Origin of the sequence: Zobellella iuensis (assembly GCF_016746085.1) — a bacterium.
Classification (GTDB): domain Bacteria; phylum Pseudomonadota; class Gammaproteobacteria; order Enterobacterales; family Aeromonadaceae; genus Oceanimonas; species Oceanimonas iuensis.
Genome location: NZ_JAERTZ010000001.1, coordinates 97,289 through 110,098, shown reverse-complemented (window position 1 = coordinate 110,098; position 12,810 = coordinate 97,289). Strand labels below are relative to the sequence as shown.

Annotated in this window: 9 protein-coding genes, 4 tRNA genes and 1 riboswitch; of the genes, 7 read left to right on the top strand and 6 right to left on the bottom strand. The window is 63.3% G+C overall.

What is annotated here, in order from left to right; translation table 11 throughout:
• Positions 1-221: 221 nt before the first annotated feature.
• Positions 222-1,073: an IclR family transcriptional regulator gene (locus tag JKV55_RS00515; RefSeq protein ID WP_202081784.1), complete on the bottom strand. Its 852-nt coding sequence runs from the start codon at positions 1,071-1,073 to the stop codon at positions 222-224.
• A 193-nt stretch (positions 1,074-1,266) separates the two neighbouring features.
• Between JKV55_RS00515 and JKV55_RS00510 the strand changes: the two genes are divergently transcribed.
• Positions 1,267-2,412 (top strand): pyridoxal phosphate-dependent aminotransferase, encoded by a 1,146-nt coding sequence (locus JKV55_RS00510; RefSeq protein WP_202081782.1) that lies wholly within the window; start codon positions 1,267-1,269, stop codon positions 2,410-2,412.
• Complete coding sequence (locus JKV55_RS00505) at positions 2,400-3,170, top strand: amidohydrolase (protein ID WP_202081780.1); 771 nt, start codon at positions 2,400-2,402, stop codon at positions 3,168-3,170. Before JKV55_RS00510 ends, JKV55_RS00505 begins: the two co-directional genes overlap by 13 nt.
• A gap of 53 nt (positions 3,171-3,223) precedes the next feature.
• Here JKV55_RS00505 and ribB read toward each other — a convergent pair whose 3' ends face one another.
• The 5 genes from ribB to JKV55_RS00480 all read right to left on the bottom strand — a co-directional run bounded on the left by ribB (position 3,224) and on the right by JKV55_RS00480 (position 5,046).
• A complete protein-coding gene (ribB, locus tag JKV55_RS00500; protein ID WP_202081778.1) occupies positions 3,224-3,892 on the bottom strand; it encodes a 3,4-dihydroxy-2-butanone-4-phosphate synthase in 669 nt (222 codons plus the stop codon).
• Positions 3,893-4,019: 127 nt separating this feature from the next.
• Positions 4,020-4,177, bottom strand: a riboswitch (FMN riboswitch).
• A 387-nt stretch (positions 4,178-4,564) separates the two neighbouring features.
• Positions 4,565-4,641 (bottom strand) — tRNA-Pro (locus tag JKV55_RS00495).
• A gap of 112 nt (positions 4,642-4,753) precedes the next feature.
• Positions 4,754-4,839 (bottom strand) — tRNA-Leu (locus tag JKV55_RS00490).
• A 33-nt stretch (positions 4,840-4,872) separates the two neighbouring features.
• A tRNA-His gene (locus JKV55_RS00485) sits at positions 4,873-4,948 on the bottom strand.
• Between the two features lie 21 nt (positions 4,949-4,969).
• A tRNA-Arg gene (locus tag JKV55_RS00480) sits at positions 4,970-5,046 on the bottom strand.
• 222 nt (positions 5,047-5,268) lie between these two features.
• Here JKV55_RS00480 and JKV55_RS00475 point away from each other — a divergent pair.
• The 5 genes from JKV55_RS00475 to eat all read left to right on the top strand — a co-directional run bounded on the left by JKV55_RS00475 (position 5,269) and on the right by eat (position 12,785).
• Entirely contained in the window at positions 5,269-5,835 is a 567-nt protein-coding gene (locus JKV55_RS00475; RefSeq protein ID WP_202081776.1) for a TetR/AcrR family transcriptional regulator, read from the top strand.
• A 27-nt stretch (positions 5,836-5,862) separates the two neighbouring features.
• Complete coding sequence (locus JKV55_RS00470; protein ID WP_202081774.1) at positions 5,863-6,984, top strand: efflux RND transporter periplasmic adaptor subunit; 1,122 nt, start codon at positions 5,863-5,865, stop codon at positions 6,982-6,984.
• A 12-nt stretch (positions 6,985-6,996) separates the two neighbouring features.
• The gene (locus tag JKV55_RS00465; protein ID WP_202081772.1) at positions 6,997-10,074 is read left to right on the top strand and encodes a multidrug efflux RND transporter permease subunit; all 3,078 of its coding nucleotides are present in this window, start codon (positions 6,997-6,999) and stop codon (positions 10,072-10,074) included.
• Positions 10,075-10,191: 117 nt separating this feature from the next.
• On the top strand, positions 10,192-11,160 hold the full coding sequence (locus JKV55_RS00460) for a LysR family transcriptional regulator (RefSeq protein ID WP_202081771.1): 969 nt from the start codon (positions 10,192-10,194) through the stop codon (positions 11,158-11,160).
• A 188-nt stretch (positions 11,161-11,348) separates the two neighbouring features.
• Positions 11,349-12,785 carry an ethanolamine permease gene (gene eat, locus JKV55_RS00455; RefSeq protein ID WP_202081769.1) on the top strand — a complete coding sequence of 479 codons (1,437 nt, stop codon included), beginning with the start codon at positions 11,349-11,351 and terminating at the stop codon, positions 12,783-12,785.
• Positions 12,786-12,810 lie beyond the last annotated feature (25 nt).

The window sequence follows — 12,810 nt, the reverse complement described above, 5'->3', positions numbered from 1 at the left end:
ATACCTCACCGGACTATGGGCCTGCATGCAGACTGAAACGGCGTTCGATTCCGCTTTGCTGTTCAGTGAAGAGCACATGAAATCTTGATTTTAAACAGAGTATCTACGGTAGACCCGGTGACCCCGGCGCGCCACCCATAGTTCATCTCTCTTCAATATATAAGGGTCGAATTTATTCGAACGCCGCCTGGTCGGCGCTCCGCGCTCGATTGGGATAGCTCCTACAACTTCCGGCTTCCCGCTGCCAGCTTCCAGCTGCTCTCGGGCGCCCGGCCACCGATGGCTTTGGTCACTTCCTTGGCCGCGTCCATCACCAGGGCGCTGAGCATGGGGATGCGTTCCCATTTGACCCGCACCGCCGGGCCGGAGATGGAGATGGCGGCCACCGCCTCGCCGTATTCGTTGTAGATATTGGCGGCGATGCAGCGCAGGCCCTCGAACTGCTCCTCGTCGTCCAGCGAATAGCCCTGCTGGCCTATCTTGTTCAGCTCCTGCTCGAACTGGCTGGGGGTGGTGATGGTGTGATCGGTGAAGGAAGCCATGCCGGTCTTGCGGATGATTTCCAGGGCGTCCTTGCGCGGCATGGCCGACAGCAGCGCCTTGCCCACCCCGGAAGCATGCAGCGGCGAACGGCTGCCCAGGGACACCACCATGCGCATGGTCTGGGGCGACTCCACCTGGCCCACAAAGACCACGCTGCTTTTCTCCAGAATGGCCAGGTTGGAGGTTTCGCCGGTTTCCGCCACCAGCTGCTTCATAAAGGGCCGGGCCTGGGCGATAAAGTCGCGCTTCTTGAGGTAGGCATTGCCGATGGAAAACGCATGAACCCCGATGCTCCACAACCCCTGGGCTTCGTCCACGTCCACAAAATCGTGGCTGCGCAGGCTGTTGAGCAGGCGATGGGCGGTGGAGGGGGCCAGCCCCAGGCTGCCGGCCACCTCGGTCAGCGACATGCCCATATCGGAGGCGGCCAGCCGTTCCAGCAACAGCAGGGCACGGGACAGGGACTGTACCTGGGTGGCACTGCTCTGCCTGGTGGTTTTCGGTTTTTTACTCTTTATTTCATCTGCCATGGGAAACCCGCGAGAGTCAGAGACCTGGCGGTTATTGTATTGTTAATCAGCCGCCAAGTCGCGCTTCATCGCGGATATTGGCGGCATGATCCCACCACGTTGCGCCGCTCGCACAATGGCCGTCTACACGGCCATATTGTCAAACACAGCCACTCTGCTATATTGCCGGCAATCAGCCGACGAGGAGTACCGCATGAACCTGGACAGCAAACTGCCCGAGCTGGGCACCACCATTTTCACCCGGATGAGTGCCCTGGCCACCGAGCACGGCGCCATCAACCTGTCCCAGGGCTTTCCCGACTTCGACGGCCCGGCCTACCTGAAGGAGCGGCTGGCCCACCATGTGGCGAGCGGCGCCAACCAGTACGCTCCCATGGCCGGCACCCCGGCCCTGCGCCGGGCCATCGCCGCCAAGACCCGGCTGCAGCACGGCCTGGAACCCCATGCGGAGCGGGAGATCACCATCACCGCCGGCGCCACCGAGGCGCTCTACGCCGCCATCACCGCCCTGGTGCGCCTCGGCGACGAGGTGGTGTGCTTCGATCCCAGCTACGACAGCTACGCCCCGGCGGTGACCCTGGCCGGTGGCCGCCTGGTACGGCTGCCGCTTAGCCCGCCCGAGTTCAGGCCGGACTGGGAGCAGTTCCGGGCGAGCCTTAGCCCGCGCACCCGGCTGGTGATCGTCAATACCCCACACAACCCCACCGCCACCGTCTGGCAGGCGGACGACTTCAACCAGCTGTGGCAGGCCATTGCCGATCACAACATCTTCGTGCTGAGCGATGAGGTCTACGAACATATCTGCTTTACCCCGGCCGGCCACAGCAGCGTGCTGCACCATGCCAACCTGCGGGAGCGGGCCATCGCCGTCTCCTCCTTCGGCAAGACCTACCACATGACCGGCTGGAAGGTCGGCTACGCCATAGCGCCGCCCGCCCTGACCGAGGAGCTGCGCAAGGTGCACCAGTACCTCACCTTTTCGGTCAATACCCCGGCCCAACTGGCCCTGGCGGACATGCTCGAGGCCCATCCCGAGCACTGGCGGCAGTTGCCGGACTTCTACCGGGCCAAGCGGGACCGCTTCGCCCGGGCGCTGGCGGGCAGCCGCTTCAAGGTATTGCCGAGCCTCGGCACCTACTTCCTGCTGGTGGACTACGGTGCCATCAGCGAGCTGGACGACCTGGCCTTTGCCCACTGGCTGACCGAGCATGCCGGGGTGGCCGCCATCCCGTTGTCGGTGTTCTGTGCCTCTCCCTTCCCCCACAAGCTGGTTCGGCTATGCTTTGCTAAGCAAGACGATACCCTGGACGAAGCGGGAGCCCGCCTATGCCGACTCTGAACCTCAGCCTGCTGCAGCAGCCCCTGCACTGGCACGACGGCCCGGCCAACCTGGCCCATTTCGACGGCCTGCTGGCCGGGTTGCACGGCCAGGACCTGATCGTCCTGCCGGAAATGTTCACCACCGGCTTCGCCATGGACGCCGCCCGCCATGCCCTGCCGGAAGAAGAGGTCATCGACTGGCTGCACGACCATGCCCAGCGGCTGCAGGCCATGATCGGCGGCAGCCTGGCGCTCGCCACCGAACAGGGGGCGGTCAACCGCTTTCTGCTGGTGGATCCCCGCCGCCGGGTGCACCGCTACGACAAGCGCCACCTGTTCCGCATGGCCGGCGAACACCGGTTCTACCGGCCGGGCAACAGCAGAGAAATAGTGGAGTGGAAGGGGTTCCGCATATTGCCGCAGATCTGCTACGACCTGCGCTTTCCGGTGTGGTCGCGCAACCGCAACGACTACGATCTGGCGCTCTATGTGGCCAACTGGCCGGCACCCCGGGCCTATCACTGGACCGCCCTGCTCACCGCCCGCGCCATCGAAAACCAGGCCTACGTGGCCGGCTGCAACCGGGTGGGCCAGGATCCCAACGGCCTGAGCTACAGCGGCAACAGCCTGATCCTCTCCCCCCAGGGCGAGGTGCTGGACAAGGCCGGCGATCACCAGGCCGCCGTGCTGCAGGCCGGTCTCAGCCTGGCCGAGTTGCGGGACTACCGGGAGCGCTTCCCGGCCTGGATGGACGCGGACGAGTTCCGGCTCGAGTAACGCCGCCGAAACGGGGGATGAAAAAAGGGCCGGCGATTTGCCGGCCCTGTCGTTCAGCCGGCCTTGGCCAGCAAGGCGTGGCGGTACTGCACTATATCCTCGATGGTCAGCACCGGCATGGCATGCCGTTTGCCGAAGGCGACGATCTCCGGCAACCGGGCCATGGTGCCGTCTTCATTGGTCAGCTCGCACAGCACCCCCGCCGGGCGCAGCCCCGCCAGTTGCATCAGATCCACGGTACCCTCGGTGTGGCCGCGACGGCTCAGCACCCCGCCGGGCTGGGCCCGCAGCGGAAACACATGGCCGGGGCGGGCCAGATCGGCGGCCCGGGCGCCGTCGGCGATGGCGGCCTTGACCGTGGTCACCCGGTCGCCGGCCGACACCCCCGTGGTCACCCCTTCCTTCGCTTCGATGCTGACGGTAAAGGCGGTCTGGTTCTTGCTGGAGTTGTCGCTCACCATGGGCGGCAGCTCCAGCCGGCGGGCCAGCTCGTCGGTGACGCAGAGGCAGACGATACCGCTGCACTCGCGGATCATCAGCGCCATCTGGGTGGGAGTCAGGCTGTCGGCGGCGTAAATCAGGTCGCCTTCGTTTTCCCGATCCTCGTCGTCCACCACCAGCACTCCCTGACCCTGCTGAAGGGCGAGCAGGGCACGCTCGACGCGCTCGATGGGATTGCCGAATGCGGCCAGTAAGGAAGTATTCTGAACAGACTGATTCATGGTAATAGCTCCTGTTGCTACCAGAATCAGGGCATAGGGAACAGCGGCCCTCCCTTGCGGGAAAGCCTGGCAGGCGCTGGCGATGCAAAAGCGCAATACCGCGACCCGAAGGCGGCGGCGGCCAGCTCCTTATCCTCTTCCATCCGGACTATCACCGTCGGCTCTGGCGTCTCACCAGATCTGCTGACCCCGGCCATGGGCCGGGCGCTCGCGGGCTCGCTGAAACAGCCAAAAGCTGCACAACATACCGCCGGTGGGGACTTCCACCCCGCCCTGAGAATAAGTTAATAAAAAGTGTACCGGCTATGCGGCCCGGTCATTGTAAAGAACTGCACCCGGCGACGCCACCCCGATTCCGACCTGCGGCTGTCGCAGCGAAGATCCCTTACCCGCACGCGAGGCCACCGGATTGCACAGAGCAAGGCGGCCTGGTTTCCCTGTTTGCGGTAGGCACAGTCCAGGCTGCCCAACTGCAGTCCTACCAGGATCCGACCCGCCTGACCCTGCAACGGCGTCGACCGTTTCTAACGGCGTATGCACGCACTCCGAGCCTGATCCCGGTCAAGGTCACCCAAAAATGACAAAGGCCGCAACCGACACTGTCGGTTGCGGCCTTGTTTTTTATTGGAGGGCCAGAAACAAAAAATCCGACGTAAGCGTCGGATTCAATGATGGTCGGCGTTGCAGGATTCGAACCTGCGACCCTCTGGTCCCAAACCAGATGCGCTACCAAGCTGCGCTAAACGCCGATAAACTCTTTAATTTTTCTGTCGGGCCGCGACCCTCTGGTCCGCCTACTCCCAACACCCGGAGATGCGCTACCAAGCTGCGCTAAACGCCGTTTTGTTTGTTATGAAGCAGTGGTGCGAAGGGGGGGACTTGAACCCCCACGTCCATAGGACACTAACACCTGAAGCTAGCGCGTCTACCAATTCCGCCACCCTCGCATTGTTTACTGCTTCCAGGCCTTGGCCTGAAACTGGGGTGACCGACGGGGCTCGAACCCGCGACAACCGGAATCACAATCCGGGACTCTACCAACTGAGCTACGGTCACCACATTTTGTCCATTACCAGATGGCGCGCCCGACAGGATTCGAACCTGTGACCTCTGCCTCCGGAGGGCAGCGCTCTATCCAGCTGAGCTACGGGCGCTCTATATTTGGACGCTGCGAATACTAAGGTCAGCCCCCGACCTTGTCCAGCACTTTTTTATAATAAAATACCGCCTGCCGCTTTTGTCAGCAGAGTGCTGCTTTTTTTGGCTAAACTTGCCAGAGAGCATCACCGGAACGATTGACTTACCGGAGGAAAGACCTAAAATCCCCTCAAAATGAATGAACGTTCATTCATGAGTACTTTGATACTGGTAATAGCATGTCGGATAAACGCGAGCGCATTCTGAACGCGGCAGAAACCCTGATCGCCCACTACGGCTTTCAGGGCATGTCGATGCACCTGGTGGCCAAGCACGCCGAGGTGGCCACCGGCACCATCTATCGCTACTTCGCCGACAAGGAGGCCCTGCTGCGCTGCCTGCATGAAGAGCGTATGCAGGACGTCTCGGTGGCCCTGATGAAAGAAGTCGATCTCGGCAACCCCTGTTACCAGCAGTTCCGCCTCTTGTGGCTGAACTGCATCCGCTACCTGCTGGACAACCCGGACTGCCTGCTGTACCGGGTGCAGTACGAAGCCTCTCCCCTGTTTGACAAGGAGGAGGACAAGCGGATGGACGAGCGCTACTTCCAGCCCATTTTCGAGTTTTTCGAACGGGGCCGCGAGGCGGGGCTCTTCCGGGATATTCCCACCGAGCTGCTGGGCTTTTTGGCACTGGAAAACCTGATGCTGTTATCCCAAAAGCATACCAAAGGCTGCATCGAACTCAGTGAAGACCTGTATGAACAGCTGATCGATGCCAGCTGGAACGCCATTCTAAAACGTTAAAATAAAATAAGTTGCGGGAGTAACCAGATGAAAAAATGGACCCTGTCCATGCTGCTGTTAGTGATCCTCATATTCGGCAGTGTAATTGGCTTCAATCTCTTTAAACAAAAAATGATGGCGCAGTACTTCGCCAATATGCCGATCCCCAGTTTCCCGGTCACCCTGACCGAGGTTCAGCCCCGGGACTGGACCCCCAGCATCGCCGCCATCGGCTTTATCGAGCCTATCCAGGGCATCAACCTCAGCAACGAGTCCGCCGGCATCGTCCGCGCCATCCATTTCGAGTCGGGCCAGCAGGTCAACACCGGCGACATCCTGATGGAGCTGGACGCGGACGTGGAAAAAGCCAACCTGCGCAGCGCCCAGGGCCGCTTGCCCTCGGTGCAGGCCAACCTGGAGCGGATGCGCCAGCTTTATGGCCGGGGCTCGGTGTCCAAGGGCCAACTGGATGAAGCGGAAGCCAGTTACCGCGAGTTGCAGGGGCAGATCGACTCGCTCCAGGCCACCATAGAGCGGCGCACCATTCGCGCCCCCTTCAACGGCTTTATGGGCATCCGTAACGCCTTCCTCGGCCAGTACCTGAACGCCGGCGCCGACATCGCCCGGCTGGAGGACATCAGCCAGTTCCGTATCCGTTTCACCATTCCCCAGACCCGGCTCGCCGATATCGCAGTGGGCCAGGCCCTGAACATCTTCGTGGACGCCTACCCGGACACCCCCTTCGAGGGTGAGATCACCGCCATAGAGCCGGTGGTCAACCTGGAGTCCGGGGTGGTGCAGGTGCAGGCCAGCATCCCCAACCAGGACGGCAAGCTGCGCTCCGGCATGTTCGCCAAGCTGGACGTCCGGCTGCCTTCGCTGCACGACCAGATCCTCGTGCCCCAGCATGCCATCAATTTCACCCTCTACGGCCAGACCGTCTACGTGGTGGAACAACAGCAGGCCGACGACGGCGACAGCGTACTGGTGGCCCGGCAACGGGTGGTGGAAGTGGCCGAGCGGGAGGCCGAGTTCGCCCGGGTGACCAGCGGCCTCAGTGCCGGCGAGCAGGTGGTGACGTCGGGCCAGGTCAGGCTGTCCAACGGCAGCCGGGTTCGGCCGGTAGACAGCGAAGCGCTGGATACCCCCGCGTCCATCCCCATGCTGTAAGCGGAGAATCCCATGCGCTTTACCGATATTTTTATCCGGCGGCCGGTGCTGGCCGTGTCGATCAGCCTGCTGATCGTGCTGCTGGGGCTGCAGGCCCTGCAGAAAATGCAGGTGCGGGAATACCCGGAGATGACCAATACCGTCATCACGGTGTCCACCGGCTATTACGGCGCCAGCGCCGATCTGGTGCAGGGCTTTATCACCCAGCCCCTGGAGCAGGCCATCGCCCAGGCCGACAACATCGATTTCATGAGCTCCACCAGCAACATGGGCAGCTCGCAGATCACGGTGCAGATGAAGCTGAACACGGATCCCAACGCAGCCCTGTCGGACATTCTCGCCCGGGTCAACTCGGTGCGTTCGCAGCTGCCGCGGGAGTCGGAAGACCCCAGCCTGGAGATGACCACGGGGGCCTCCACCTCCATCATGTACATCTCCTTCAGCAGTGAGCGGCTCAACTCCTCCGAGATCAACGACTACCTGGAGCGGGTGGTCCGGCCCCAGTTCTACTCGGTGGACGGGGTAGCCAAGCTCAACCTGTTCGGCGGCTCCAAATTCGCCCTGCGCATCTGGCTGGACCCGCTGCGCATGGCCGCCTACCAGCTCACCGCCACCGAGATCCTGTCGGTGCTGCAGGCCAACAACTACCAGGCCGCCGCCGGCCAGTCCACCGGCTATTTCATGCTCTACAACAGCGACATCAACTCCCAGGTGGACAGTCCGGAAGCGCTGGAATCCCTGATCATCGCCACCCGGGACGACGCCGTGGTGCGGCTGCGCGACCTGGCCCAGGTGTCCCTGGAGAAGAGCCGCGACGTGGTGCGCGCCCTGGCCGACGGCGAGTCGGCGGTGATCATCGGGGTGGATCCCACCCCCTCCGCCAACCCGCTGGAGGTGGCCGCCAACGTGCGCGAGATGCTGCCGGAACTCGAGCGCAACATGCCCGACACCATCAAGATGAAGCTGCTGTACGACGCCACCGACGCCATCAACGAGTCCATCTTCGAGGTGGTCAAGACCATCCTCGAGGCCTCGCTGATCGTGGTGGTGGTGATCACCCTGTTCCTGGGCTCGCTCAGGGCGGTGCTGATCCCCATCATCACCATCCCCCTGTCGCTGGTGGGCGTGGCCATACTGATGAGCCTGTTCGGCTTCAGCATCAACCTGATGACGCTGCTGGCCATGGTGCTGGCCATCGGCCTGGTGGTGGACGATGCCATCGTGGTGGTGGAAAACGTCGACCGCCATATCAAGGCCGGAGAAGACCCCTACCGGGCCGCTATTCTCGGCACCCGGGAAATCGCCCTGCCGGTGATCACCATGACCATCACCCTGGCGGCGGTATACGCCCCCATCGCCCTGATGAGCGGCATCACCGGATCCTTGTTCAAGGAATTCGCCCTGACCCTGGCCGGTGCGGTGTTCATCTCCGGCATAGTGGCGCTGACCTTGTCGCCCATGATGTGCTCCAGGCTGCTCAAGCCCCACCTCAACCCCAACCGCTTCGAACGCGGGGTAGAGAACACCCTGGAGAAACTGACCGAGCGCTATTCGGCCATGCTGGACGCGGTGATGGGCAAACGCCCGGTGGTGATCGCCTTCGCGGTGCTGGTGTTCGGCTCGCTGCCGGTGCTGTTCAGCTTTATCCCCAGCGAACTGGCGCCCAACGAAGACCGCGGCGCCTTCCTGATGATGGCCAAGGCGCCCAACACCGCCAACCTCGACTATATCGAGAACAACATGCGCAAGGCGGTGGAAGTGCTGAACCAGGACGACGCCATGAGCACCTCGCTCACCATCTCCGGCGTGCCCAATGCCAACCAGGGCCTGGCGGTGGCGGTGCTCAAGCCCTGGAGCCAGCGTGATTCCCAGAAATCGGTGATCGAGCGCCTGACCCCGCCGCTGCAGGAGATCCCGGCGGTGGCCATCAGCGCCTTCGAATTCCCCGAACTGCCCGGCGCCGGAAGCGGCCTGCCGGTGCAGTATGTGCTGACCACCCCCAACAACTTCGAGAGCCTGTACGAAGTGGCGGCGGACGTGCTGCAGAAGGTAAGCCAGAGCCCGCTGTTCATCTACAGCGAACTGGATCTGGCGTTCGATTCCGGCACCATGAAGATAGAAGTGAACCGGGACAAGGCCGGCGCCTACGGGGTGACCATGCAGGACATCGCCGTCACCCTGTCCACCATGATGAGCGACGCCTACGTCAACCGGGTGGATCTGGACGGCCGCAGCTACGAGGTGATCCCCCAGGTGACCCGCGAGCACCGGCTGAACCCGGACTCCATCAAGGACTACTATGTGCGCGCCCACAACGGCGACATGGTGCCCCTGGCCAACCTGCTGTCCATCACCATGGAGGCCCAGCCCCGTTCGCTGCCCCACTACAACCAGCTGAACTCGGCCACCATCGGCGCCGTGCTGACGCCGGGGGTCTCCATGGGCGATGCCATCAACTTCCTGGAACAGGAGGTCACCGCCCAGCTGCCCACCGGCTACAACCACGACTACCTGGGCGCCGCCCGCCAGTTCGTGACCGAGGGCAGCGCCCTGTACATGACCTTCCTGCTGGCGCTGTTCATCATCTTCCTGGTGCTGGCCTCCCAGTTCGAGAGCGTGCGCGACCCCTTGGTGATCATGGTGTCGGTGCCTCTGGCCATTTCCGGTGCCCTGATCGCCCTGGCCTGGGGCCTGGCCACCATGAACATCTATACCCAGGTGGGCCTGATCACCCTGGTGGGCATCATCACCAAGCACGGCATACTGATGTGCGAGGTGGCCAAGGAAGAGCAGCTGCACCGGGGCCGGGACCGGGCGGAGGCGATCCGCATCGCCGCCCGTATCCGCCTGCGCGCCATCCTGATGACCACCGCCGCCATGGTGGCGGGCCTGATACCGCTGCTGTTCGCGGTGGGTGCCGGCGCCTATTCCCGCTTCGGCATGGGCATCGTCATCGTCTCCGGCCTGAGCATCGGCACCCTGTTCACCCTGTTCGTGCTGCCGGTGATCTACACCTTCCTGGCCTCCCGCCACAAGCCGCTGCCGGTGTTCGACGAAGAACTGGCACCCAAGGCGCTGGGCAACCACTGAGCCGGGTAAGTGCATATGACAAAAGGGCTGCCTGGTGCAGCCCTTTTTGGTTTTTTATCGACCCGGGCCGGGCCAGCGGCTACAGTGAAGCCCTGTTGGGAACGGCGATGGAAGGCCATGCATCACTCTTTCGGTTTCGATCTGCGGGCGCTGGAAGTGTTCGTACACATAGTGGACAGCGGCAATATGACCGCCGCCGCCGAACGGCTCGGCATGACCCAGTCCTCCATCTCCCAGAACCTGTCCAACCTGGAAAAAAATCTCAATACCCGCCTGCTGGACCGCTCGGTCAGGCCACTGGAGATCACCCGGGCCGGCCGCTTCTTCTACGATCGCGCCAGCCAGTTGCTGCAGGAAGCCAAGGCCACCAGCAAGGCCATGCAGAAGGGCCGCTTCGACAAGCTGCGCCATGTGCGCATCGCCCTGGTCGACTCCCTGGCCACCGCCGTGGGCAAGCCCCTGGCCGATGCGGTCAAGCGCCACACCGAGCAGTGGTCCATGACCACGGGCCTGTCCCATATGCACGGCGAGGCGCTGCTGTCCCGCCATGTGGACATCATCATCTCCGACGACGCCCTGATGGATTACCCCGAGCTGAGCCGCTACCGCATACTGCGCGAGCCCTTCGTGCTGGTGCTGCCCAAGGCGTTCGGCGGCGACAGCCGGCAGTTGGGCACCCTGCTCAAACAGCTGGACTTCGTCCGCTACCCCGCCCATTCCCTGATCGGCCAGCGCATCGAACGCCACCTGCGCTACCGCCGGGTCGAACCGCCGCACCGGCTGGTGATGGACAACAGCTACGCGGTGCTGTCGATGGTGGCCGCCGGCCTGGGCTGGACCATCACCACCCCCCTGTGCCTGTTCCAGAGCGGGATCTGGCTGCCCCAGGTGCGCTGCGTGCCCATCCCCGGCGGCCATTTCTACCGCAACCTCACCCTGGTCACCCGTCGGGACGAGCTGCACGAGCTGCCCCGGGTCATCGCCTCCGATATCCGCCAGATTTTGCTGCAGGAATTTATGCCGGCCATGGCCGGGCACCTGCCCTGGCTGGGTGACAATGTCGAAATATGCGATCTATCGCATTGAATAATAAACACTATTTGTAAAACTTATAGTGTATCGACAACCATGAGTGATGCTTGTTGAGAAACTTTCTCACCTCGTTTTAGACTGGCTCCCGACGCGAAAGACACGCAAGGAATGCAGCAGGTTGTAGGTTCGATGTCTGCCTGTCTTCGACCCAACGAACACACCACAACGGATGAGGGTGAGTTATGTCTGAGTTTGAACGCACCAAAACGGTCTCCTACGATTCGGTCTCCCGGGACTACCTGGAAAAGCGCCAGTTGAAGAAAGGCGCCGCCGGCTGGATCCTGCTGGCCGGGCTGGGGGTCTCCTACGTGATTTCCGGCGACTTCGCCGGCTGGAACTTCGGCCTGGGCCAGGGCGGCTTCGGCGGCATGCTGCTGGCCACCCTGCTGATGGCCATCATGTACAGCTGCATGGTACTGGGGCTGGCCGAGCTGTCGTCCTCCCTGCCCACCGCCGGCGGCGGCTACAGCTTCGCCCGCCGGGCCTTCGGCCCCTGGGGCGGTTACCTCACCGGCACCGCCATACTGCTCGAATACGCCATAGCGCCGGCGGCCATCGCCATCTTCATCGGCGGCTACGTGCACGAGCTGTTCGGCTGGGACGGCCCCCTGGTCTACGCCTTTTTCTACCTGTTGTTTGTCGGCATCCACCTGTGGGGCGCCGGCGAGGCCCTGAAGATCATGCTCGGCATCACCGCCCTGGCGGCGGTGGCCATACTGGTGTTCATCCTCGGGCTGATCCCCCACTTCCAGTGGGACAACCTGTTCACCATCGCCGCCAACCCGGACGCCCTGGGTGCCTCGAGCTTCCTGCCCCAGGGTTACATGGGCATCTGGGCCGCCCTGCCCTTCGCCATGTGGCTGTTCCTGGCGGTGGAAGGGGTGCCGCTGGCGGCGGAAGAGGCCGGCGATCCGGCCCGGGACATGCCGCGGGGCATCATCACCGCCATGCTGATACTGCTGGTGTTCGGCGGCTGCGTGCTGTTCCTGGCGCCGGGCGCCGCCGGTGCCGATGCGATGCAGGATCACGGCGCGCCCCTGGTCGGCGCCCTGCAGGCCGTTTACGGCGGCGATTCCCGCCTGGCTTCCTTCGTCAACCTGGTCGGCCTGGCCGGACTCATCGCCAGCTTTTTCTCCATCATCTACGCCTATTCCCGCCAGGTGTTCGCCCTGTCCCGGGCCGGCTACCTGCCCCGCGGCCTGTCGCTGACCGGCAAGCGCAAGGTGCCGGCCCTGGCGCTGATCGTGCCCGGCATCCTCGGCTTCATCCTGTCCCTGAGCGGCGAGGGCGACCTGATGATCACCATGGCGGTGTTCGGCGCCACCCTGTCCTACGCCATGATGATGCTGTCCCACATAGTGCTGCGCCTGCGCGAACCCGAGCTGGCCCGTCCCTACCGCACCCCCGGGGGCATCGTCACCACCGGCATCGCCCTGGTGCTGGCCGTCGTCGCCTTCGCCTCCACCTTCGTGGTGAGCGTGGAGGCGGCGCTGTGGTCGGCCCTCTTCTATATCTTGATGATCGGCTACTTCTTTTTCTTCAGCCGCAAGCGGCTGGTGGCCCAGGCGCCGGAAGAAGAGTTCGCCGCCATCGCCCGGGCCGAGGCCGAATTGCAATAACCCAGGCGGGCCCGCCCGGCGCGGG

What these genes read in the sequence shown, in the direction of transcription:
- JKV55_RS00460 (WP_202081771.1), top strand. Translation starts at nt 10,192, where the DNA reads ATGCATCACTCTTTCGGTTTCGATCTGCGGGCGCTGGAAGTGTTCGTA.
- JKV55_RS00470 (WP_202081774.1), top strand. Translation starts at nt 5,863, where the DNA reads ATGAAAAAATGGACCCTGTCCATGCTGCTGTTAGTGATCCTCATATTC.
- JKV55_RS00475 (WP_202081776.1), top strand. Translation starts at nt 5,269, where the DNA reads ATGTCGGATAAACGCGAGCGCATTCTGAACGCGGCAGAAACCCTGATC.
- JKV55_RS00465 (WP_202081772.1), top strand. Translation starts at nt 6,997, where the DNA reads ATGCGCTTTACCGATATTTTTATCCGGCGGCCGGTGCTGGCCGTGTCG.
- JKV55_RS00510 (WP_202081782.1), top strand. Translation starts at nt 1,267, where the DNA reads ATGAACCTGGACAGCAAACTGCCCGAGCTGGGCACCACCATTTTCACC.
- ribB (WP_202081778.1), bottom strand. Translation starts at nt 3,892, where the DNA reads ATGAATCAGTCTGTTCAGAATACTTCCTTACTGGCCGCATTCGGCAAT.
- JKV55_RS00515 (WP_202081784.1), bottom strand. Translation starts at nt 1,073, where the DNA reads ATGGCAGATGAAATAAAGAGTAAAAAACCGAAAACCACCAGGCAGAGC.
- JKV55_RS00505 (WP_202081780.1), top strand. Translation starts at nt 2,400, where the DNA reads ATGCCGACTCTGAACCTCAGCCTGCTGCAGCAGCCCCTGCACTGGCAC.
- eat (WP_202081769.1), top strand. Translation starts at nt 11,349, where the DNA reads ATGTCTGAGTTTGAACGCACCAAAACGGTCTCCTACGATTCGGTCTCC.